This is a genomic window from Actinomadura sp. NPDC023710, from assembly GCF_040639875.1.
GTDB lineage: Bacteria > Actinomycetota > Actinomycetes > Streptosporangiales > Streptosporangiaceae > Spirillospora > Spirillospora citrea.
In genome coordinates this window covers 384,643-407,785 of record NZ_JBFAGB010000001.1, presented here as the reverse complement: position 1 = coordinate 407,785, position 23,143 = coordinate 384,643, and the positions used below count along the sequence as shown (strand labels likewise).

Annotated in this window: 16 protein-coding genes and 1 pseudogene; 7 read left to right on the top strand and 10 right to left on the bottom strand. The window is 71.2% G+C overall.

Translation table 11 applies throughout. From position 1 onward, the window contains the following. The first annotated feature begins 257 nt into the window (after window positions 1-257). Complete coding sequence (locus AB0H37_RS01855; protein WP_360610665.1) at window positions 258-3,074, top strand: DHA2 family efflux MFS transporter permease subunit; 2,817 nt, start codon at window positions 258-260, stop codon at window positions 3,072-3,074. Between the two features lie 8 nt (window positions 3,075-3,082). Next, window positions 3,083-4,312 (top strand): glycosyltransferase, encoded by a 1,230-nt coding sequence (locus AB0H37_RS01850; RefSeq protein WP_360610663.1) that lies wholly within the window; start codon window positions 3,083-3,085, stop codon window positions 4,310-4,312. Window positions 4,313-4,556: 244 nt separating this feature from the next. Here AB0H37_RS01850 and AB0H37_RS01845 read toward each other — a convergent pair whose 3' ends face one another. The 4 genes from AB0H37_RS01845 to AB0H37_RS01830 form a co-directional block, all read right to left on the bottom strand. Further along, window positions 4,557-7,367 carry an MMPL family transporter gene (locus tag AB0H37_RS01845; RefSeq protein WP_360610661.1) on the bottom strand — a complete coding sequence of 937 codons (2,811 nt, stop codon included), beginning with the start codon at window positions 7,365-7,367 and terminating at the stop codon, window positions 4,557-4,559. A 64-nt stretch (window positions 7,368-7,431) separates the two neighbouring features. Beyond that, window positions 7,432-9,228 (bottom strand): fatty acyl-AMP ligase, encoded by a 1,797-nt coding sequence (locus AB0H37_RS01840; protein WP_179838131.1) that lies wholly within the window; start codon window positions 9,226-9,228, stop codon window positions 7,432-7,434. Between the two features lie 269 nt (window positions 9,229-9,497). Next, window positions 9,498-9,746 carry a zf-TFIIB domain-containing protein gene (locus AB0H37_RS01835; RefSeq protein WP_360610658.1) on the bottom strand — a complete coding sequence of 83 codons (249 nt, stop codon included), beginning with the start codon at window positions 9,744-9,746 and terminating at the stop codon, window positions 9,498-9,500. Window positions 9,747-9,902: 156 nt separating this feature from the next. Further along, window positions 9,903-10,163 carry a hypothetical protein gene (locus tag AB0H37_RS01830; protein WP_360610656.1) on the bottom strand — a complete coding sequence of 87 codons (261 nt, stop codon included), beginning with the start codon at window positions 10,161-10,163 and terminating at the stop codon, window positions 9,903-9,905. Between the two features lie 1,813 nt (window positions 10,164-11,976). Between AB0H37_RS01830 and AB0H37_RS01825 the strand changes: the two genes are divergently transcribed. Continuing rightward, complete coding sequence (locus AB0H37_RS01825) at window positions 11,977-12,726, top strand: IclR family transcriptional regulator (RefSeq protein WP_360610654.1); 750 nt, start codon at window positions 11,977-11,979, stop codon at window positions 12,724-12,726. Window positions 12,727-12,739: 13 nt separating this feature from the next. Here AB0H37_RS01825 and AB0H37_RS01820 read toward each other — a convergent pair whose 3' ends face one another. After that, window positions 12,740-13,102 carry a YkvA family protein gene (locus tag AB0H37_RS01820; RefSeq protein ID WP_329097717.1) on the bottom strand — a complete coding sequence of 121 codons (363 nt, stop codon included), beginning with the start codon at window positions 13,100-13,102 and terminating at the stop codon, window positions 12,740-12,742. Window positions 13,103-13,448: 346 nt separating this feature from the next. Between AB0H37_RS01820 and AB0H37_RS01815 the strand changes: the two genes are divergently transcribed. Continuing rightward, window positions 13,449-14,438, top strand: a complete 990-nt coding sequence (locus tag AB0H37_RS01815) for a hypothetical protein (RefSeq protein ID WP_360610652.1) — start codon at window positions 13,449-13,451, stop codon at window positions 14,436-14,438. A gap of 52 nt (window positions 14,439-14,490) precedes the next feature. Here the strand turns inward: AB0H37_RS01815 and AB0H37_RS01810 are convergent, their stop codons facing one another. The 5 genes from AB0H37_RS01810 to AB0H37_RS01790 all read right to left on the bottom strand — a co-directional run bounded on the left by AB0H37_RS01810 (window position 14,491) and on the right by AB0H37_RS01790 (window position 19,549). Further along, complete coding sequence (locus AB0H37_RS01810; protein ID WP_329097713.1) at window positions 14,491-15,120, bottom strand: septal ring lytic transglycosylase RlpA family protein; 630 nt, start codon at window positions 15,118-15,120, stop codon at window positions 14,491-14,493. 485 nt (window positions 15,121-15,605) lie between these two features. After that, window positions 15,606-16,628 (bottom strand): hypothetical protein, encoded by a 1,023-nt coding sequence (locus tag AB0H37_RS01805; RefSeq protein WP_329097711.1) that lies wholly within the window; start codon window positions 16,626-16,628, stop codon window positions 15,606-15,608. A 285-nt stretch (window positions 16,629-16,913) separates the two neighbouring features. After that, on the bottom strand, window positions 16,914-18,020 hold the full coding sequence (locus AB0H37_RS01800) for a ferritin-like domain-containing protein (protein ID WP_329097709.1): 1,107 nt from the start codon (window positions 18,018-18,020) through the stop codon (window positions 16,914-16,916). 212 nt (window positions 18,021-18,232) lie between these two features. Continuing rightward, window positions 18,233-18,877: a hypothetical protein gene (locus tag AB0H37_RS01795; RefSeq protein WP_229810041.1), complete on the bottom strand. Its 645-nt coding sequence runs from the start codon at window positions 18,875-18,877 to the stop codon at window positions 18,233-18,235. Between the two features lie 48 nt (window positions 18,878-18,925). Then, on the bottom strand, window positions 18,926-19,549 hold the full coding sequence (locus tag AB0H37_RS01790; RefSeq protein ID WP_229810042.1) for a TetR/AcrR family transcriptional regulator: 624 nt from the start codon (window positions 19,547-19,549) through the stop codon (window positions 18,926-18,928). 149 nt (window positions 19,550-19,698) lie between these two features. On the opposite strand from AB0H37_RS01790, the pseudogene AB0H37_RS01785 reads away from it, so the two are divergent. The 3 genes and pseudogenes from AB0H37_RS01785 to AB0H37_RS01775 all read left to right on the top strand — a co-directional run bounded on the left by AB0H37_RS01785 (window position 19,699) and on the right by AB0H37_RS01775 (window position 23,082). Beyond that, window positions 19,699-21,002, top strand: a pseudogene (locus AB0H37_RS01785) (GH1 family beta-glucosidase). A 58-nt stretch (window positions 21,003-21,060) separates the two neighbouring features. Further along, the gene (locus AB0H37_RS01780) at window positions 21,061-21,363 is read left to right on the top strand and encodes a chorismate mutase (RefSeq protein WP_360610649.1); all 303 of its coding nucleotides are present in this window, start codon (window positions 21,061-21,063) and stop codon (window positions 21,361-21,363) included. A 33-nt stretch (window positions 21,364-21,396) separates the two neighbouring features. After that, window positions 21,397-23,082, top strand: a complete 1,686-nt coding sequence (locus AB0H37_RS01775) for a peptidylprolyl isomerase (RefSeq protein ID WP_360610647.1) — start codon at window positions 21,397-21,399, stop codon at window positions 23,080-23,082. Window positions 23,083-23,143: the final 61 nt, after the last annotated feature.

Sequence of the window (23,143 nt, the reverse complement as noted above, 5' to 3'; positions counted from 1 at the left end):
CCCCCATGAAACCGGGATCGTTCGGCGAAGCGGAGGGACCACTTTGTCTTACGATGACCGACTCACGATGCGCACCCAGACCACTTTTCTCCCCCATGTCTTGTCACGGCGATGACAAGACTCGGCAGTAACCAATGTGGCCTGATGGGATAGTTGTGGTACCACGGCCTGGAGTCAGGGCTGAGTAACGAAGTGCAAACCAATAGTAACAATAGCGACGACTGTTTTTAGGGGGAAGCGGCGGATTTCCGCGGCCGGTGCGGGAGTTCACGCCGTACGGACTGTTGACCCGCGGCCGATATCGATGGGCGCTGGCGGTGGTGGCCGTCAGCGCATTCATGATCACCATGGACAACACGGTGGTCGCGAACGCGCTGCCCACCATCATGAGCGACCTCGACATGTCCAACTCGGCCAAGGACTGGGTCGCCACCGGCTACATCCTGATGTTCTCGTGCCTGATGGTGGCGGGCGGGCGCCTCACCGACGTCTTCGGCTGCCGCGTCACCTTCGTGTCCGGGATGGTCGTCTTCACCGCCGCGTCCGCCGTCTGCGGCCTCGCCCCCGACTCGGCGACCCTCATCCTCGCCCGCGTCGCGCAGGGCGCCGGCGCCGCCCTGGCCCTCCCCGCCACGCAGGTCATGGTCACCGTCGGACGCACCGACAAGCAGCGCTCCCTCGGCACGATCGTCTGGGTCGGCGCCGGCTCCAGCGCCACCGCCCTCGGCCCCACCATCGGCGGCCTCATCGTCCAGCAGTGGAGCTGGGGCTGGATCTTCCTGATCAACATCGTCCCCGGCATCCTGGTCATCCTGCTCGGCCTGGTCGTCCTCACCGGCAAGGGCGAGAACCGCGACGCCCGCGTCGACCTGCCCGGCGTGCTCATCTCCGCCACGATGCTGTTCGCCTTCACCTACGGGCTGGAGTCCGGGAACAAGCACGGCTGGGCCGACCCGTCCGTCCTCAGCGTGTTCGCGCTCGCGTTCATCGCCCTGGCCTGCTTCGTCCTGGTGGAGAGCTGGGCTCCCGACCCGATGATCAATCTGCGGTTCTTCCGCAACCGGGTCTTCGCCGGCGGCCTGCTCTCCCAGATGCTCTACGGCATCGGCTTCAACGGGATGATCTTCTATTCGGCGACGTTCCTGCAGCGCTTCCTCGGCTTCTCCCCGCCCCAGGCGGGCCTGGTGATGCTGCCGCCGTCCATCGCCATCATGGTCATGACGCCCGTCGCGTTCTGGCTGGCCGCCAAGCTCGGCCCCCGCCCCGCCATCGGCGGCGGCCTCGCCCTCATGGCCTTCGGCATGTTCCTGTTCTCCACCATCCAGCAGGGCGACGGCTACGCCGACCTCATGCCCGGCGTCATGATCGTCGGCGTCGGCGCCGCGATGGGCATGCCGCTCGTCATGTACGTCCTGAAGGCCGTCCCGGAGCAGCAGGCGGGCGTCGCGAGCGGCATCATCAACGTCATCCGCGAGGCCTCGGGCGCCTTCGGCATCGCCATCGTCGGCCTGCTCATCCACCACGTCCCGGAGGAGGGCGCGAGCGCCGCCGAGCTGGAGACGTTCCGCAGCGGCACCGCCTCCGGCCTCATCCTCGGCGCCGCTCTCGTCCTCATCGGCGGCCTGATCAGCGGCCTCACCCTCCCGAGCCGCCGCGGCTGGCTGGGCCCCAAGCACGGCAAGTCCTCCCCCCTCGTCGAACCCGCACCCCGCCGCCCCGCCTCGCCACCCCGCGACCCCGTCCCCGCCCTGACCGCCCCCATCGCCGTCGCCACCCCGCCGGGCGAGCCCCTCCCACTCCCCCTCACCTGGGAGGAAGACCCCATGCCCGACCCCACTCCGGGCCCCCACTGGTGGACCGACTCCGACCCGAAGCCCCAAGACGACACCCACACCTGGACCACCGAAACCCCCTGGCCCCCGCCTCCGCCCACCCCCAACCCTTGGAAAGACTGGCCCACCCCTGAGCCGCCCCCCGGCCCCTCCGGCACCTCCGGCCCCTCACCGACCGGACCATTGCCCGAGCCCCCCGGAACGCTCCCTCACTCCGCCACCCCGGGGAGCCCCCCGCACCGGGACACGGCACCGTCCCAAGACGCGAAAGCCCTGCGGAGCCCAGGCTCACAGGACGAACGCGATATCGCCGGAGCGCCCGACTCCCAGTGGGACGAGGCGGGCCTGCGTGCTGCCTCGGAGGAGGCGCCCGCCCTCGTGGAGGTCGACCACGGGGAGACCGTCGAGGGCGAAGAGGCCCCACCCGGCGGCGGCCTGGAGCCCGCCGGGACGCCCGAGGCCATGAGCGAGCCACCGCGCGGACCTGCGGCAGACTCCCGAGAGCGTCCTGAACTGGGGGCCGAGCTCCCATTGGAGAGCCGCTCGGGAGCTGACGCCGAGGTCGCCGATGACCCGCCGGCGATCAGCGCGCCACCGCACGAAAGTCCGATGCCCTTCGCAGAACACGCCGACCCCGAAGAGCCGGTCGAGATTCCGCCCGCAGCCATCTCGGGAGCCGCCCCCAGGGATACCGAAAAGGCAAAGAACACGAGCGCACCGCCGTACGAAAATCCAACAGGCCTTCGGGAGCATGTCGAGCTTGGCGAAGGTGCTGAGGGCCGCTGGGGAGACGACCTGGGAGCCGCCGCCGAGGGCCCTGGGGAACTCCCGGCCGAGAGCGCGACCACTCTGCCGTACGAACACCCGATGAAACCCGATGCGCACACCGAACTCGGCGAGAGTGGCGGGGGGCGGGTCCACGGTCCGGCGGCCATCGTCCGCGAGGCCGGGACGCCGTCTTCCGAGGGCGCAGCGGCGCTGCACGGGCGTCCGGTGGACGCCGGGGAACCTGCGGAGAGTGGCGAGGGGCTTGCGGACGGCTCGGAGGGCGGCGCCGGGGGCGGCGCCGCTTCGGCGGCGGAGGGGGCGGGTGCCGGTCCGGCGGACGGGGGTTCGATGGGGGGCGACGAAGCCGAGGACGGGGGGCGGCCGGCGCCGCCGGAGGGGTGGTACGAGCCTTATGTGCCCGAGGAGGAGCCGGCAGAGGGCCCTCACATCGTCCCGCGCAGTGATGCCTGGTAGGAGGTAGCGTGAGCCGGATTGTGATCTTTGCGGCGGGGTCGCGGGGGGACATCCAGCCCTGCGTGGCGCTGGGGCGGGCGCTGCGGGCGCGGGGAGACGACGTGCGGCTGGTGGCGAGTGCGCGGTACTCGCCGATGGTCGTCGCGGCGGGGCTGGAGCTCGCGCCGCTGACGGCGGATCCGACGGAGATCCTCGAATCGGACGCCGGGCAGGAGTTGCTGGCCGGGGGGCGGAATCCGGTGAAGTTCCTCGGCGGCTTCCGGCGGATCCTCGGGCCGATGGCCGAGCGGCTGCTGGCGGAGTGTTCGGACGCCTGTAAGGGCGCGGATCTGATCCTGGGCCCCACACTGGGATTCCTTCCTCGGCATCTGGGCGAACATCTCGGTGTTCCGTGGGCGTTGATTCATTTCCAGCCGAGCGAGCCGACCGGGGCGTTCCCGCACCCGTTCGTCCCGCAGGCGCGCGTGCTCGGGCCTTGGGCGAATCGGGCGAGCTTCCTCGCGGTCGACCAGATCGCGTGGCAGCTCTCGCGCCCGTTCATCAACCCGTGGCGGGACAGGTCGCTCGGGTTGCCGCGGCTGCCGTTGCGGGGCCGGCGGACCGACGGTGCCCCGGTGCTGGCGTGCTTCAGTCCGGTGGTGGTTCCGCGCCCCGGGGACTGGGCCTCCAACGTGAACCTGACGGGCTACTGGTTCCTCGACGAGCCGGAGTGGGAGCCTCCCGGGGAACTCGCAGAGTTCCTGGCGGCGGGGCCCGCGCCGGTGTACGTCGGGTTCGGGAGCATGGTGCCGAAGGACGCCGAGATGACCGGCATGGCCGTGCGGGCGGCCCTGAAGCTCGCCGGGGTCCGGGGCATCGTGCAGGGCGACCCGGCGACGTCGGACGAGGACGTGTTCGCCGTCCGGGACGTACCGCACTCGTGGCTGTTCCCGCGCATGGCGGCGGTCGTGCACCACGGGGGCGCCGGCACGACGGCGGCGGGGCTGCGGGCGGGTGTGCCCACCGTGGTGTGCCCGTTCTTCGGCGACCAGCCGTACTGGGGCGAACGCGTCGCGGCGCTGGGGGCGGGGCCCGCCCCGCTGCCGTTCCGCGCGATGACCGTGCCGCGGCTCGCCTCGAAGATCCGGCGCGCGGTCCGGGATCAGGGGATGGCCGACCGGGCGAGTGAGCTCGGCCGCCGCATCCGGGACGAGGACGGCATCGGACGGGCACAGGAGATCATCGACTCGCTCCTTTGATGGACGTCATCGTCACATCGCGCGAGCGGCCCCTCCTCCGACGGGGCGACGGGGTGCGGCATGCCTTACGGCCAGGCAAGGCGTGTCTTGCGGAGCGGTCGGCGGACAAGTCGTCTGGTCAGGACTCGACCGCTTCACCAGGTTCGTCCTGCCACCTGCTTCCAGTCCGTGCATGCCCAGGTCGTCACACCTCGTCCCCCGGTCGGTGCACGGACTGGGCCGCATCAAACGCGTCCCTGCCTATTCAGGGGTTTGGGGCGTCCTGTTCTTCGCCCCAGTGCCAGCCTGAGCCGTCCGGGTTGGGGACGATCACGCGTCTGCTGCGGGGGGCGGTGCGCGGCGCCGGTTGCGGCGGGCCGTTCGCCCACGGCGCCCAGGGTGCTCCCTCGGGCTGCGGCGGCCGGCCGGACTCCGCGTCAGCCGGAGCCGTCCGGAAGACCATTTTCGGCGACTCGCCCGCGCCCGGCTGCGGGGCGGGCTGGAACGCGGCGTTCGTGGCCGGTCGCCGACGGGCGCGCGGCACGTCCACGGGGGCCTTGGCCGAAGGAGCATTCGGGCCGGGCGGTTCGGGGTCTTGGCGGGCGAGAGGTGGCTCCGGCATGGCGGGCCGCATCCCGGTCGGGTCGGCGATGTCCGGGCGGGCGTGCCCGTTCGGCGGCGCGGCGCCCGCGGGAGGCGGGGTCGCGTCCGCCCAGTTGATGGCGTAGGGGAAGGGCTGCTCGTCCGGGAGGCGGGGCGGGGCCACGGTGGCGCCGGCCGGGACGAGGGCGTTGCGCTCGCGCAGGTCCATGCGGGCGTGCAGGCCGGCGAGGAAGCCCGGCAGCCACCAGTTGGCCGCGCCCATGAAGCGCATCGTGGCGGGGACGAGGAGGGAGCGGACGAGAGCGGCGTCCACGACGACGGCCACGAACATGCCGACGCCGATCAGCTTCACGACGGTGATCCCGGCCATGCTGAACGCGGCGATGACGAGGAGGAAGAGCAGCGCGGCGCTGGTGATGATGCCGCCCGTGTGCTGCATCCCGGACGCGACGGCGACGCGGTTGTCGTGCGTGAGGTCCCATTCCTCGCGGATGCGGCTCAGCAGGAAGACCTCGTAGTCCATGGACAGGCCGAACACGACCGCGAGGATGAGGATCATGCTGGTGGCCTCGACGCCGCCGGTGGGGGTGAAGTCCAGCAGCCCGGCGAGGTGCCCGTACTGGAAGCCCCAGACGATCGCGCCGAACGAGGCGCCGATCGACAGGACGTTCATGACGATGGCCTTCAGCGGCAGGACGATCGAGCCGAAGAACATGAAGAGCAGGACGAACGTGGCGATCCCGACGACGAGCGCCATCTTCGGCAGGGATCTCATCAGGCTCGACATCAGGTCCATCTGGGCGGCGGTGCTGCCGCCGACGTCGATGTGCATCGGGTAGCCGTCCTTGGACAGGCTCAACCCGCGGATCTTGGTGACGAGGTCCTGGGCGTGCTGGTCCATCGGCTCGTACTTGTGCGTGACGGAGATGCGCACGCCCCCGTACGAGCCGGAGTAGCCGGTGAACTGGGCCTCGGTGACACCGGGGAGGGACGCGAGCTGCTTCCTGAACTGCTCCAGGTAGGGCGGGATGGGGTCGCCCTTGCCGGACGGCGTCCAGTCGCGCGGGATGAGGTCTCCGGACACCACCACGTCGATCGGCTCGACGGATCCGTTGGGGAAGTCCTTCTTGATGGTCTCGACCACGGCGCGGGTGGGGCTGCCCTTGGGCAGGACGCGGGCGTCCACGCTGCCGAACTGGACGTTCAGGAACGGCACGAACATCACGCCCAGGATGACGAGCACGACCGCGAAGTACGGGAGCGGGTGCTTCATCACGCTGTGACCGAGCCGGTACCAGAAGCCGCTCTCGGGGTCTCGCCGCGCGCGCTTGGCCGTGGGGCGCCGCCACCACATCTGCCCGCCTTCGACACGCGGGCCTAGGAGGGCCAAGAGCGTCGGCAGCAGGACGGTGGCTCCGAACACCGCGACCATGACGGTGGCTATGCCGGCGAGCCCGATCGTCCGGAGGAACATCTGCGGGAAGAGCAGGAGGCCCGCGAGAGCCGCCGAGACGGTGATGCCGCTGACCATGATGGTGCGGCCGGCGGTCGCCATGGTGGCGGCCAGGGCGGCCTCGCGGATGGGTTTGAGCGCCGTCCTGTACGCCTTCTTCGCGGCCTTGCGCGCTGCCTTGTCGCGTTCCCGCTTCCAGGGTTTTCCGGGTGGCAGACCTTGCGCGGCCATGCCGCGCTGAAGTTCCTCACGGAAACGGCTGATGATGAACAGCGAGTAGTCGATCGCCAGGCCGACGCCCATCATCGTGACGACTTCCAGAGCGAAGGACGTCACGTCCGCCGTGTACGTCACCACGTGCAGGACGGCCAGTCCGCCGACCGTCGAGAAGACGGCCACGACGATGGGCAGGACCGAGGCCATCACGGCGCCGAACAGGATGACGAGCAGGATGAGCAGGGGCAGTGCGGTGATGGTCTCCGCGCGGACGATGTCGGCCACGACCTGCTTGCCGAACTCCTCGCCCAGCGGGACGCTGCCGCCGTACCGGACGTCGAGCCCTGGCGCGGCCATGCGGTCCTTGACGGCGTGGTAGTTCTCCGTCTTGTCCGCGCCCTCCTTGCCCTTCAGCTTCACCGCGACGAAGGTCGAGTGCCGGTCGTGGGAGGCGAACGTGCGCGCGGCCTCGCCGTTGAACGACCAGTAGGAGATGATCTCGTCGACCTGGGCCTTGGGCAGCCGCGCGATGGTGGTGACGACGCTCGCCTCGAAGCGCGGGTCGTCCACCGTCATCGTGTCGCTCGAGTACAGGACGAGGACGTCGGGGTTGGTGCTGCCGAAGTAGGTCGCGCCCAGCTTGGCGACGAGCGTCGAGGACGCGTCGGGGTCCTCGAAGCCGCCCTCCTTGAACTTGGCGAACACGCCGAGTCCCCAGGCGCCCGCCACCCCGGTCATGATCAGGATCAGGACGAGGCTGGTCCAGCGTCGCCGGTGGATGAGACGCCCCAGCCCCGAAAGCATGATCCTCCTGTTTCGCCACGGCCACCCGGAGGCTCCCTTGCCTCCGCGCGGCCGGTTTCCGTCGTTACCTGCGAGACGCCAGGCGGTCCGCAGTCGTCGCGAGGTCGCCGTCGAGGAAGCGCTGCCGTGTCGCGGCCCGTGCGATCTTCCCGCTGGAGGTGCGCGACACGCCACCCGGTTCTATCAACACGAACGCGTGGACGCTCATCTCGTGCTCGACGTTGACGGCCGCGCGGACCGCGGACTCCACCTCGTCCACGTCGAGCCGCCCGAGGGGGACCCGGCGGTTGCGCTCGGCGACGACCACCAGCCGCTCGGTCTCCTCCCCGGTGAGCGCGAACGCTGCCACGTGGTCGGGGCGGACCGCCGGGTGCGCCTCCTGCGCCGTGACCTCGATGTCCTGCGGGTAGTGGTTGCGGCCGTCCACGATGATGAGGTCCTTGATACGTCCGGTCACATAAAGCTCACCCTCGTGGACGACTCCGTAGTCACCGGTCTTCATCCACGGACCGGAGGGCAGGTCCCCGGGTTCGGACAGCTCGCCGCCGAACGTCTCCTGGCTCCGCTCGGAGTTGCGCCAGTAGCCGGGCGCCGTGTTGGGGCCGTGCACCCAGATCTCGCCGACCCGCCCGTCCGGCTGCTCGACGCGGGCCTCGGGGTCGACGATCGCGACGATCTGCCCGCACGGGCGCCCGCACGACACGAGCGCGCTCGTCCCGTCCGCGTCGTCCTCGCGGAGCCGCAGGTCGCCCTGGGTGAGTGCCTCCCGGTCCACCGAGATGATCTTCGGCGGGACGTCCTCGGCGGCGGCCGTGACGAACACGGTGGCCTCGGCCAGCCCGTACCCCGGCGCCTGCGCGCCCGGACGCAGCCCGGCCGGCGCCAGCGCGTCGGCGAACGTCGACAGCGTCGAGGTGCGGATCGGCTCAGCGCCGTTCAGGCAGGTCGTCAGCCCGGACAGGTCCAGGTGGGCGATCTTCTCCGGCGCGGCCATGGACGCGACGTACTCGTAGGCGAAGTTCGGCCCGGCGGTGTAGACGTTCTTGCCGGGCCGCTCCGCGATGAGCTGCAGCCACCGCATCGGGTTCATGATGAACGAGACGGGGTCGGTGTAGATGGCGTGGTCGCCGCGCACCAGCGGCAGTGCCATCGTCGCGATCAACCCCATGTCGTGGAACAGCGGCAGCCAGCTCACCAGCTCGGGGTCCGGCTTCTCGGGCGCCCACCCCGCCCACAGCTGCGCGGCGTTCGCCGTCACGTTCCCGTGGGTGATCTCCACTCCGGCCGGACGGCGCGTCGATCCCGACGTGTACTGCAGGTAGGCGACGTCGTCGAACGCGATCGTCTCGTCCCGCCAGCGGTCCGCCAGGGCCAGGTCGACCTCCTCGGCGAACACGATCTCCTTCGGCTGCGGGACGTCGTGGTCGGCGAGGAACTTCTCCACGTGCGGCAGCGCGTTCCGCGTCGTGACGATCACCGCGGGCTCGGCGTCGGCATAGGCGCCGATCAGCCGGTCGGCGTGGCCCGGCAGGTCGGGCGAGAACAGCGGGACCGCGATGACGTGCGAGTACAGGGCGCCGAGCATGGTCATCATGTATTCGAGCGTCTGCGGCAGCAGCAGCGCGGCGCGCTCCCCGGGCCCGGTGACCTGCCGGAGCGTCACCGCCATGGCGCGCGCCCGCCGGTCGGTCTCGGCCCAGCTCAGCGTGAGGTGCGCGCCGGACGGGTCGGCCGAGTAGTCGACGAAGGTGTAGGCCGGGGCGTCCGGCTTCTCCCTCGCCCACCGCGCGACCCGCTCGATCAGCGGGGTGCGGCCGGAGCCGCCGGGCAGGAGTTCGGGAAGCAACGAGCCCAATGCCATTGATCATCTCCCGAGGGGACGGGCCGGACGGGGCCGTGGACGGTGCCGTGAGGGGGTTGCACTCCGCCGGCCAAGGTGCGCCGCGCCCGCCGGACGACTCTGTCTGGACGCCCCGGTGACCGGCGATGATCACAAAGCTACCGGATGGTAGTCAGCGGGCGATATTAGCTCCCGGTCACATTCGCCGAAGCGCGGTTTGTCATCCCCGTGACAAGAGGAAATCCCCTTTCACACCAGGGCTTCCGACCGGTCACCGACCGTGCCCGGGGCTACTGTTCAGCGGAGAAGATCTGCTCCATGATGCCCCGGCGGTGCCGCCCCTGGTACGTCGTCGCCGGGTTCACCCCGTCCGGGAGCTCGGCAAGGTAGCGGCTCTCCGCGTCGATGAGCTGCTCCAGCTCACCGCGGTCGAGAAAGACGCCCTTGCATCCCGGGCATTCCTCGATCACGACCCCGTGGCGTTCGTGAGTGTCGAGCTTGGAGTCGCACTTCGGGCACTGCAGCGTCGCGTCTGACATACCGGATCCCCTGTCCGTCACGACCGCGTTTACCGTCGCCGGTCAGCTTACTGACACCGGATCCTTTTCGGGTCGATACCAGGACACTCGTCCGCCGATTCGGAGGCAGGAGCGGGGTACGCATCCGTTCGCGTCGCCCTACCCCCTTCGTTGGCATCAGCCCGTTCTGTCCCGCTCTGCCCTGGACTCGGCGCGGCTGAGCGCCGCCCGGCGCCGCGTCAGCACGATGCAGGCCGCGCCCCACAGGAGGCCGATCTCGGCCACCAGGGCCACGGCGAGCACGACCGCCCAGTCCGTCCCGTCCCCTTCCTCCATGCCGGCCGGGGACATCAGGGTCGTGTGGTTCTCCTCGGCCACCGGCGGGAGGTTCGGAGGCTTCACCGGCGGCAGGACGACCGGTGCCGACGGCGTCGGCACCGCGGGACCGGGCAGATTCGGAGCGACCGGGCCCCCGGCACCCGGCTGCCCGACCCCGCCCGGCGCTTCCGGCCCGCTCACGAAAGGCCCGCCCCCGGGCGGCAGCCCGCCCCCGCCCGGCTGGGCACCCGCCTTCGGCTTACCGTCCTGACCCGGCTTCCCGCTCTCCCCCGGCTCGGCACTGCCCCCCGGCTCCACATCGTGCGAAGGCTCCACACCGTGCGAAGGCTCGGCGCCAAGGCTCGGCTTCGGACTCTCGGACGGCTTCGCGCTCTGGCTCGGCTTCGCGCTGTGGCTCGGCCCGGCACTGTGCGCCCCGGCACTGTGGCTCGGCTTGACGCTGTGGCTCGGCTTCGCGCTGTGGCTCGGCCCGGCGCTGTGGCTCGGCTTGGTGCTGTGAGTCGGCGGGCCGCCAGGAGGCGGGTTGGCGCTCTGTCTTGGCTTGTCGCTGTGGGACGGCACGGCGACGTGAGGCGGCTTCCCATCAACCGTCGTCGGACACGGCCACCCACCCACCGTCGTGCTGCTACCTACGCACGGCGTAGGCGGGCCCCCGGGCCCCACCGGACGAGGATGAGCCCCAGAGTGGGGCTTAGCGCCATGCGTCGCACCATGCGTCGGCGCGCTGCCCGGGCTCGGCGCCCGACTGGGACCCGGCTTAACACCGTGCGTCGGCTTGCCCCCAGATGACGACGCGCATGGCCGCCGGCCCCTGTTGGGACCGCCACTCGCACAATGCGTCGGCGCGCCAGTCGCACCAAGCTGCGCACTGGGCCGCGGCTTGGTGCCATGCGTCGGCTCGCCACCGGAAGGCGACGTGCACGGCCGGCCGTCTCTGTTGGAGTTGCCCGGTGCGCAGTGCGTCGGCGCTGCGCCTGCGCCGGGGGGCGTGTTCGGGTTCGACTTGGCACCGGGCGTGGGGTCGCCGCTAGGCGGGCATGGGCGGGCGCCCGCGCTCGTGTTGGCCTTCTTGCAGTTCGTTGGCTTGGTCGGGTCGGGCCTGGTGGCTGGAGTCGGGCACCACTTCCCGCCGGAGCTCGCCTTGTCGCTCGTGCAGGGCGTGAGTTCGTCCCCGAGTTGGGGGCTCGGCACCGGGCCGGTGCTGGACGGGCTACGGGAAGCGCCGTTCAGCACGTTCCGGGCGGTCCTGGAGAAGTCGAAGACCGTACGGGTCGAGCGGCGTGGGGCGTTGGAGGCGTCCACAACGGCGAGGATGCTCAGCGGTCTCGCGGACGGTCCCTTCACCATCGAGGCCGGGAATCGGACTGTTCCCCTACGTTCACGACCCTCCGAACCCACAGTACCCAGAGTGCAGTGCAGGCCCTGGCCGGAGCCGAGCGGCGAGCAGTCCGGCGTGCGGCTGGTCCAGGACAACGGGTGGCCGGCAGTGAGGCGCAGGCCGACCTGGCGGGCGACACCGCCTCGGGCGCGGACCCGGACGGTGAATGCCAACGTGTACTCGGATCCATGGGACGTGACCACGTCGGGTGTCGTGACCACATGCAACCGGACGTTCGACGGGGCCGCCTCCGGTATCGCCTGGGCGGCGGGGCTCATCAGGGTGAGCGGCGCGGCCAGCGCACCGCTCACGGTGATCGCGCCCCAGCGGGCCCTTCGACGCTCCCCTCGCACACGCTCCCCCTAGCGGTCTGCTCATGGCCACCCGGGGGCGGTGCCCACAACGTCGGACACAAAGAGTTATTGCCACATCACTCGCGGGAGTAACGCGCCTCACCCCGGCAACCCACCCTCTTTCGCACAGCGAAATCGCCTCTCCGTAGAATCGGGTGATCGCGAGGGAGAGGAGTCACGGGTGACGGAGGGCGTTCGGTCGCTGGTCCGCGCGTTCGATCTGCTGGAGCATCTGGCGGACGCGGGGGGCGAGATGGCGCTGTCGGAGCTGACGGAGGCCTCCGGCCTGCCGATGCCGACGATCTACCGGCTGATGCGGACGCTGGTCAACCAGGGCTATGTCCGGCAGGAGCCGTCCAAGCGCTATGCCCTGGGTCCGCGCCTCATCCGGCTCGGCGAGGGCGCGAGCCGCCTGCTCGGCACGTGGGCGCGCCCGGTGCTGTCCCGCCTGGTGGAGGAGGTCGGCGAGACGGCCAACATGGCGGTCCTGGAGGGCGACGAGGCCGTGTACGTCGCGCAGGTGCCGTCCAAGCACTCGATGCGGATGTTCACCGAGGTGGGACGGCGTGTCCAGCCGCACTGCACGGGCGTGGGGAAAGCGCTCCTGGCGCAGCTGCCCGACCAGCGGGTCCGCGAGATCCTCGCCAGGACGGGCATGGACGCGCACACGCCCAACACCTTCACGGACGCGGAAGCCCTGCTGACGGAGCTCGAACGGATCCGCCGGCAGGGCTACGCGCTCGACGACGAGGAGCAGGAGGTCGGTGTCCGCTGCGTCGCGGTGGCGCTGCAAGGCGCGCCGACGCTGACGGCCATCTCGGTGTCGGGGCCTTCAGGGCGCATGACGCACGAGACCGTCCCGAACGTCGTGCCCATCATGCGCGACGCCGCCGACCGTTTCGCCAAGGAACTCGGCCCGACCGCTTCCTGACGTCCTGCCGTTCTCAGTCGACGGGCTCGCCGACGATGACGGTGGGACGCCCGCCGCGCTCCCAGGCGACGAAGTCGCCCGCGGACTTCACCAGGACGGAGGCCAGCCAGAGGGCCAGGCCGGTGTCGTCCGCGATGCCGACGACGGGGATGACGTCGGGAACGGCGTCGATCGGGGAGATGATGTAGACGAGCCCGAGGGCGAGCAGTCCGAGCGTCCCGAAGGACATCCCCTTGTACTGCCCGCGCAGGACCGACTTCAGCATCCTGGGGACGGCGCGGACGCGCTCCCAGAATCCCGGCGCCTCGGGTTCGAGCGTCTCGCGGTAGATATGCCAGGCCTGCCCGGCGGCGGCCGCACTGCGCTTCCTGTCCACCAGCACTCCTTGTATCCGGGACATCTGTGAGGGCGCGCCCCCGCAACGCCCACGTACGACTAGGACGCGACGAGTGCCGGGTTTGTTCCCTTCGATCGATCATGAGGCGGGGGTCACAGCCGGACCGTCCCGGCCGCCGCCAGGGTGATCGCCGGACGGATCCGACGGTGTCGATTGATCAGGGTGACCAAAGGTGAGGTGTTCATCACTCTCGTGGTCGACGTGCGGCGGTTCACGGCGTGTCGGCTGGCGTCCGCTGCGAGCATGAGGGATCCGGGGGGAGCGCCGCCTCCGCCCGGCACGACCGGCATGGCCCGTCGAGCATCGCAGGAGCTGACGTACCGATATGAGCGGCGACCATACGAACCGCCCCGTCCACGGCACCGCGGCAGGCGACGTCTACGTCGCGCTGCCCCCGACGGCCGTCGACGCGACAGCGTCCGGCCCGACCCGGCTGATCGTGGTCTGGCCCGGCTTCGACCCGCCCCGGACGGCGAGTGCGCTCGCGACGGCGATCCCGATGACGGGTGTGCCCGTGTGGCGCGTCTACCTGGACCTGCCCGGGCGCTCGCCCGGCGGCCTCGGCTCCGGCGCGATCCTGGAGACCGAGAGCATCGAGGCGTACTGCGCGGCCGTGGAGAACGCCGCCCGGCGGCTGCCGGACGCGCTCGCGCAGATCCGCCGCGACCTCGACATCCCGGATGGTCCGGTCGGTCTCGCGGGCTTCAGCGCGGGCGGCGCGGCCGCCCTGCTCGCCCTGGCCCACAGTGCGGTGCCGGTGAGCATCGCCGCGCTCGTCGCGCCCGTCGTCGCTCCGGCGCGGGCCGCGCGGGCGGTGGAGAAGCGATCCGGTTCGGAACGCCTCTGGAGCGAGCACGCCGCCGCGCTCGCCGACCGGCTCGACCTCGGGACCCTCGCCGCCGACATCGCCGGACGGGACGTGCCGGTCCTGCTGGTCGGCGGCGCCAAGGACCGCGTCGTCCCCGCTCGGGAGATCACGGCGCTCCGCGACGAACTGCGCAGGCACGGCGGCCGGGCGGAGTCCACCACGTTCCGGATGGGACACGCGCTGGCCGCCGAGCCCGGCACCGAGCCGCGCCCGCCGATCACCGAGGCCGTCCGGGTCGACGGCGCCCTCACCGACTGGTTCCGCGACCGTCTCGCCACGCCGGCACCCGGGGTGGCCGCGCAGGCCGCGCAGGCCGGGCCCGATGGCGGGTCGGCCGAGGCGACCGGTGACACGCAGCCGATGGAGCGGCGGCACGGTTCGTGGTCGTCCGGCGCCGGGAACATCCCGGGCGCGCGGACGGGTGCCGGGCTGGGCCACGGGGTCTGACCGTCCGGCGGGCACGCTGCGGCGCCCGCCGGACGGGTGAGAGCCGACGGGATCAGCCCTTGGACAGAACCTCGTAGCGGACGGGGATGACGCCCGATCCGGTGCCGCCGACCTTCTTCATGGCGGCCTTGGACAGGTCCAGGCAGCGTCCGCCCGCGTACGGACCGCGGTCGTTGATGCGGACGATGACCGAACGGTCGTTGTTCTTGTTGGTCACCCGGACCTTCGAGCCCAGCGGCAGCGTCTTGTGCGCGGCCGTCAGCTCGCTCGGGTCGAAGGGCTCGCCACTGGCGGTCATCTGGCCCTCCCAGTAGTAGGAGGCCTCGCAGGACCCCGACCTCACAACCTTGTACTGCTTCTTCTTCTTGGGCTTCGCCAGGTTCGCGGCCTGGTCGTCGGCCTTCGACGACTTCTTCTTCCTGCTCTTCTTGGGAGTCTTCGAAGGCGACGGCTCCGGAGAGCGGGGCCGGCCTCGGTCGGCCCGGGTCGGCTCGCCGTGCGGACGGTCCGCCAGCGGGTCGACGGCCTCGGGCGCGGTCTGCGCCGCCTGTGCCGAGTCGGCGGGGCCGTCGCGCCCGGCCAGGGCGAACGCGCCCGCGGCCAGGACGGCGACGGCGGCGCCGGAGACGATCAGGATGGTACGTAGGCGCGCTCGAAGAAGACGCCTGACAGGGCTACCCACAGAGGAGTCCTTTGTTAGGGGACAGGACCCCGGACGCCCGGCGGATCTCACCGCCGTTCTCTCGCGACGTGGCCAGGCGACGTCTTCCGTCCCCCGGATCCCCCGCCGCCCGCGGGCTCCTCAGCCCGCCCCGCGCCGCTCTTTCAGGCGCGCCCGCTTGATCGCGGATCGGCGTCCGGCAGGTGCGGCTGGAAAGGCATCTTCACTTTTCGAAATAACTGAAGCGCCGCACAAGTCCCTGACCGTACGTTGTGTCCTCCATAGATCAAGCCCTGGAGCCGTTGTTTGTGGGATTTGTCACCTCAGCTTTTGCCCCATGAAGCTGATCAACTTCATTCGGTGACCACATTTCAAGATCGTCTTTACTGCGCGCATACCGCTGATCTCGGACGGATAACAAAGGATCCGGCACAACGGAACGGGGCGGTCCGGCGGAAGATCACTTCCGCTGGACCGCCCCGTGAGCTGGGAGGACCGGTCGTGTGTCAGCCGCGCTCCTGGACGACCGGGACGCTCGGAACCGCGGGCAGCGCCGGCACCTTCGGCACGCTGAGCGCGGACGCGTCCGGCATGGACAGCGGGCCGCCCGCCGGCCCTCCGCCCGCCGGCCCGTCCGCCGTCCTGCGGGAGCCGTCACGCGCCTTCAGCACGTCCACCACGTTGCCGACGTCGCCCTCGGTCTTGCCGAGGCCGCTCCCGGCCTTGTTCACGGTGCCGTCGGCCTGCCCGACCAGGTCGCCGGCCGGGCCCGGTCCGGCGTACCGGGCGGCCGGCGGGAAGAGCACCGAGCCGAGGGGCAGGCCGCCGGGAGTCGCGCCGCCGAGCAGGGACCCGAGGTTCGGCAGCCCGGAGTTCGGCCCCGGCCCGGCCAGGCTGATGGGCGTCTCGGCGGCACGGCCGTTCGGCACGGCGGGCCGTGCCGCCTCACGGCGGCCGAGCTTGCCGGTGGACAGGAGCTTGCCGGTGGGCAGACCCTGACCGAGCTTTCCGGTGGGGACGACCTTGCCCAGCTTGCCGGTGCCGCCGAGCAGCGTCCCGGGGACGTCGCCCCCTCCGCCGGACAGGACGGGCAGCGCCGTCCCCGGCTTGCGTTCGCGCGCGTCGCGCTGGGTCGCACCTGGGCAGTCGCCCTGGGGGAGCCCGCCGATCGGGGTCTGGCCGACGGCCGGCAGCTGCGCGTCCGGCAGCCCCAGCCCGGTGCTCGACTCGACCGTCTTGGCCGGGCGTACCCGGCACCGCGCGCGGGCGGCGCGCATCCCCGGGCCCGCCGGAGCGGCTCGGAGGAACTCGTCCGAGGCGCCGGCGCCCAGCGCGGCGGTCCGGCCGCCCGTCCCGGCGGCCGGGTCCGGGAGCGTGCGCACGATGCCGTGGCTCGTGGCGGCGGTCTCATAGAGGAGCGTCGACGGGCCGGCCGCCGCGCTCGGCGCCGCCTTGGCGGGTGCGGCGTCCGTCGGCGCGGCCGCCACGGCGATCGCGGTGGCGAACGAGGCGAGGACGGAGACCCTCAACAGGCTTCTGGCGGAGCGGTTCATTCTTTCCCCCGGGGTTTTCGGATTGGCCCTGCACATGTGGCGTGCGCCCGAGCGGCTGGTGAATCCCGGCGCACCGTCGAGCGGGGACGCTAGTACACGGCGGTGCCGCATGCGGCCGATTCGAAAATGACTTGGGGAAACCAGAAAGATCTAGATGGACTGATCATAGGTGTGCGGCGAAATGTCAAATGCCGACAATTTCCGATAAAACAAGAGCGGGGGCGCCCCGAGGGGCACCCCCGCCTGCGCGGGCCGTCCGGGCTACTCGGCGGCGCCGAGGGAGATGGCCTGGTCGACCTCGCCCTTGCGGGCGGCGAGCTCGGTCGCGTAGCGCTCCTCGTCGACCTTCTCGGCGATCTCCTCGTCCTGCTTCATCAGGGCTTCGAGGTCGGCCTTGGCGTTGTCGAGGACGCCCATGTCCAGGTAGGCGGCCTGCACCTTGTCGCCCCAGAGGCCCACATCCCGGACACACGGGACGATGCGACTGAAGAGCAGCGACTGGTAAAGGGTGTACATGTCGGAGTTGTCGACATACTCCATGCACCGGTCGACCGGCATGTCGAGCTGCTCGAAGATCTCGCGGCCCTTGAATCGGTCGCGCATCAGGTAGCAGCCCTCGACGACGAACTCCTCGCGCTCGGCCCGCTCCTTGTCGGTGAGCTCGGCGTAGTAGTCCTTGAGCGCGAGCCGCCCGAACGCGACGTGCCGCGCCTCGTCCTGCATGACGTAGGCGAGGAGCTGCTTGACGAGCGGGTTCGTCGACATGTCCCGGTACAGCCCGAACGCGGCGAGGGCGAGGCCCTCGATGAGGACCTGCATGCCGAGGTAGGGCAGGTCCCAGCGGCTGTCCTCCAGCGACTCGGCGAGCAGCTTCGCCAGGTCCTGGTTGATCGGGTAGTACATGCCGATCTTCTCGTGCACGAACTTCGCGTACAGCTCGACGTGCCGCGCCTCGTCCATGGTCTGGGTGGCGGCGTAGAACTTCGAGTCCAGGTCGGGGACGGTCTGGACGATGCGCGCCGAGACGTTCAGCGCGCCCTGCTCGCCGTGCAGGAACTGGCTGAACAGCCACGAGCCCTGGTGGCGGCCGAACTCGTCCTTCTCCTTCTGTGACATCTTGTCCCAGATGTCGGACCCGAACAGCGGGTTGAAGTTCTCCGGCAGCCCGGCGATGTTGATCGGATCGACCTCAAGGTCCCAGTCGATGCGCTTCTGCGCGTCCCACTGCTTGTCCTTGCCCTTCTGGTACAGGTTCAGCAGCCGGTCGCGGCCGTCGTCGTACTCCCAGGTGAAGCGGGTGTCGCCCGCCATCGGGACGTTCCACGTGTCGTTCGGGACCGGCGTGACGTAGAGATCGTGGGAACTCACGGGGGGATCCTCCTCCAGGGGTGACGCCGCACGATCGCGACGCGGGTGTGCACCGCCCTTGGCTTTACATGCCTTCGTAACATGTAAAGCCCGCGGAGGCCAGGGAGTCGCCGGAACCCGTGACGGGAGGGCTACCGGGAACAGTCGCCCGAACACGGTCGCCCGCGCCCCCGGGGAGAGGGTGCGGGCGAGCGGGCGGAACGGTCCCGGGGTCAGCGGGACTGGAGGGCGTCCAGGCCGACGGCCTGGGCGATGACGAGGCGGCGGTCCAGGCGCGGATCGCCGATCTCGACGACGTAGCGGTCGCGGAAGCCGAACTTCTTCTCGACGCTGAAGACGACCTGGTCGCCGGCGTAGAAGTCGAAGTGGTACGGCCACGCGAACGGCAGGTTCTCCACGTACGGGATGAACTGCCAGACACGCCGCAGCAGGGCGACGAACTTGTTGCGCTCGCTGCCGGTGGTCACGCCGAGGCCCGGCTGCTCCAGATGCCAGGTGGAGGCGAGCAGCGACTTCTTGAAGTCCTTGCGGAACACCCCGATCGGCTGCCCGTGGGCGTCCGTGATGTCGTACGCCGACGCGAGGTCGATGCGCTTGCGCGCCTTGAACCCGAGGATCGGGCGCGTCTTGGAGTCGTCCGAGTACAGGGTGACCTGCTCCTTGAACGCCAGCCGCTTCTGCTGCGCGAAGGCGAGCAGCTCGCCCTCCCCGCCGCCCGGCCCCTCCGCGTGCACCTCGTACTGGTTCACCATCAGGCGCACCCGCTGCCGGATCAGCAGCCTGCGCTGTGTCTGGAGTCTTTCCTCGTCCAGCGAACTCACCCGTTCCGTGTCGGTTTGCGGAGGGGAGTCTGCCATAGCGAGTCCCTTTCATCCGGCGTTTCCCGGATGCGTCCGACCTCGGGGTCAGTACTCCTGGATGTGCGCGGCCAGGTAGCCGTGGATCAGCCGCTCGGCCTCGGCGACGATCTCCGGGTCGCCGTCCGGGCTGCGGCGGAACGCCATCTTCAGCACGGCGTCGCCGGCCTCGACCGAGATGGCGAGCGCGGTGGCGAGGCCGGGGGTGTCCTGGACGCCGAACGTGTCCACGATCATGCGGCGGAGCCGGTCGGCGACCACCGCGTTGTTGTCGGCGTCGGAGTCGAGCAGGTTGACGTCGGCGACGTCGCCGAAGCGCAGCACCCGGAAGCCGGGCACGGTCCGGTGCATCTCGACGAAGATCTCGATGATCGCGCCGACGGTGTCGGACCAGTCGCCGAACCTGCCCGCGGCCAGCCGCGCGGAGATCCGGTCGCCGAACTCCTCCAGGTTGCGCAGCGCGAGCGCCTGCGCGACCGCGCGCTTGTCGGGGAAGAACTGGTACACCGAGCCGATCGCCACCTCGGCGCGCTGGGCGATGCGCGTCGTGGTCAGGCCGTCGTAGCCGTCCTCGTCCAGGATGTCGGCGCAGGCGTCCAGCATCCGCTGGACGCGTTCGGCGCTGCGGCGCTGGGCGGGACGGCGGCGGAGCGGGGTTCGGATCTCGGTCACCCCGCCATTGTCCCTCGGACGCAGCGGTGCTGAGCATGCACGGCGTGCCATACCTCTGGGTCGCGGGAGTCTTCCGCCCGCACCACCCCGCCACTAATATCCGAAGGCTATTCGCATTTTCGGTCGGACCATGGGGGAAGGAAGCGCGGATGGGTCTTCCGGAGGACTTCCGCTGGGGCGTCGCCACCGCCGCCTACCAGATCGAGGGCGCGGTCGGGGAGGACGGGCGGGGACCGTCCACCTGGGACACGTTCTCCCACACGCCCGGACGGACCCGCGACGGCCACACCGGCGACGTCGCCTGCGACCACTACCACCGCTGGCCCGAGGACGTCGCGCTGATGGCGGGCCTCGGCGTCGACGCGTACCGGTTCTCGATCGCGTGGCCGCGCGTGCAGCCCTCCGGCAGCGGCGCCGTCAACGCCAAGGGCCTCGACTTCTACGACCGGCTCGTGGACGGCCTGCTCACCGCCGGCATCGCCCCCGCCGCCACGCTCTACCACTGGGACCTCCCGCAGCCGCTCGAAGACGCCGGCGGCTGGATGGAGCGTGACACCGCCTACCGGTTCGCCGAATTCTCCTACCTGGCGGCCGAGCGCCTCTCCGACCGCGTCGACATGTGGATAACTCTGAACGAGCCCGTGGTCGTCACCGCCTACGGCTACGCGTTCGGCGTCTACGCCCCCGGCAGGACGCTCCTGCTCGACGCGCTGCCCACCGCGCACCACCAGCTCCTCGCCCACGGCCTCGCCGTCAACGCCCTGCGCAGCCGGGGCGCGCGCAGGGTCGGGCTGACGAACCACTACTCCCCGGCCTGGGCCGCCTCCCCGGCCGACCAGCCCGCGGCCGACGCCTTCGACGCGTTCATGAACCGGCTGTTCACCGACCCCGTCCTGCTCGGCCGCTACCCGGACCTGATGGGGGACGCGCCGTACATCCGCTCCGAGGACATGTCGGTCATCGCCTCACCCATCGACTTCCTGGGAGTGAACTACTACAACCCCACACGGATCGCGACCCCGGCCGAGGGCCCGCTGCCGTTCGACATCGTGGACATCACCGAGTACCCGACGACGGGGATGGGCTGGCCGATCGTCCCGGACGCCTTCCTGTCGCTGCTGCGCACCCTCGACTCCCGCTACGACCTGCCGCCGCTGCACATCACCGAGAACGGCTGCTCGTTCGCCGACGAGCCCGGTCCGGACGGCGCCGTGGACGACCCGGCCCGCATCGAGTTCCTGGACGCCCACATCGCCGCCGTGCGGACCGCCGTCGACGAGGGCGTCGACATCCGCGGCTACTTCGCCTGGTCGCTCCTGGCAACTTCGAATGGGCGGAGGGCTACCACCCCCGCTTCGGGCTCGTCCACGTCGACTACGAGACGCAGAAGCGCACGCCGAAGACGTCCTACGGCTGGTACCGGGACCTCATCGCGTCGTCCAGGCGTCGCTGACGGGCCCGGCGGGCGGCCGCTCCCACGCTTGACGCATGCCCGTCTTCCGCAGTGCGGCATGCTGATGCGCATGGAGACTCCTGAGACGCTCGCGGGCGTGCGCGCCCGGATCGACGCCATCGACGGGCGGCTCGTCCAACTGCTGGCCGAACGCGAAGGGCTGGTGCGCGCGGCCGCCGCCTTCAAGCGCGACGAGCGGGCGGTCCGCGCGCCCGACCGGGTGGAGCGGGTGGTCGCCCTGGCGCGGGAGCGGGCCGCGGACGCCGGGCTCTCGCCCGAGGTCGCCGAGACGGTGTGGCGGGCGATGATCGGCGCCTTCGTCGATCTGGAGCTGAACGAGCACGCGCACCGCCGCGGATAGGCTTCTCTCTCCGCTTCGTCGTGGAGGTTCTTGATGCCGGAGACCCGCCCGCTGCGCGCCACCGACCCCCGCGAGATCGGCGGCTCCCGGCTGACGGCCCGGCTCGGCGAGGGCGCCCAGGGCATCGTCTACCTGGGCGAATCCGGCACCGGGCAGCGGGTCGCCGTGAAGCTCCTGCACGCCGACATCGGACGGGACGAGCGGGCCCGCACCCTCTTCGACCGGGAGCTGGCGGCGGCCCGCCGCGTCGCCCCGTTCTGCACCGCCCGCATCCTCGCGGCGGACGCCGACGGCGACATCCCCTACATCATCAGCGAGTACATCGACGGGCCCTCCCTGCGCGACCGGGTCCTCCAGGAGGGCGCGGCGTCCCCGGCGGAGCTGGTCGCGCTCGCCATCGGCACCGCGACCGCGCTCGCGGCCATCCATGAGGCGGGCGTCGTCCACCGCGACTTCAAACCGGCCAACGTGCTGCTCGGCCCGGACGGCCCCAAGGTCATCGACTTCGGCATCGCGCGCCCGCTGGAGGCCACCTCCGCCACCCTGACCGGCGCCGTCGGCACCCCCGCCTACATGGCGCCCGAGCAGGTGGCGGGGTCCGCGGGCGGCGCGCCGCTGGACATGTTCGCGTGGGGCTGCACGATGGCGTTCGCCGCGAACGGCGTCCCGCCGTTCGGCAGCGACTCGGTGCCGGCCATCATGCAGCGGATCCTCTACCAGGAGCCGGACCTGGGCGCGCTGACCGGGGACCTGCGGACGCTCGTCGCGTCCAGCCTGGAGAAGGACCCCGCGACCCGCCCGACCGCCCTCCAGGTGCTGCAGCGGCTGCTCGGACTCGGCCCGAACGCCGACCTCCTCGCGGAGGGGACCTCGGCCGTCGCGCGACCGGCCGCACCACCCCAGGCCGGGAACTGGACGCCACCGGCCGCGACGCACCCGTCCCCCGCAGGCTGGACGCCACCCACGCCACCCCCGTCCCCACCGCCTCTCGGGACGTACCCGGGGAGCCGGCCCCAGACCGGGCGAGGCGGCCGGGTGCTCCTCCTCGCCGGAGCGGCCGCCGCGGTCGTGATCCTGGCCAGCGGGCTCGTCGCCGCGCTCCTCCTCAAGAGCGACGGCAGGGCCGAGGGCGGCCGGACGCCGGTCGCCCAGTCCGCGCCGTCCAAGTCGTGCGCCTACCGGCCCGCGACCGGCGCGAACGTCAAGGAGGTCGGGAAGCCCCCGGTCGCCCTCCCGGCGACGGCCCCGTCCCGCGCCACCGTCGAGACCGGGCTCGGCACGCTCCAGATCTCGCTGGACGCCGGGACGGCGCCCTGCACGGTGAACTCCCTGGCCTACCTCGCGGCCCAGAAGTTCTACGACCGCACCTCATGCCACCGGCTCACGACGGACCCGAGCCTCCAGGTCCTGCAGTGCGGCGATCCGAGCGGGACCGGGGCGGGCGGGCCCGGCTACCAGTTCGACGACGAGAGCCTGAGCTCGGCGCGCTACACGCGGGGGGCCGTGGCCATGGCCAACGCGGGCCCGAACACCAACGGCAGCCAGTTCTTCATCCTGTACGGCGACACCACGAGCCTCCCCGCGTCCTACACGGTCTTCGGCCGGGTCACGTCCGGCATGGACATCGTGGACGCGGTCGCCAAGAAGGGCGTCGCGGGCGGCGGCACGGACGGCGCCCCGAAGCAGAAGGTGGCGATCAACGAGCTCCGTACGGCCTGATGCGCGAGATCGAGGAGTCGCACGCGGCCTGCGCGCAGGGTCCTCGTCCCGACCTCGGCGC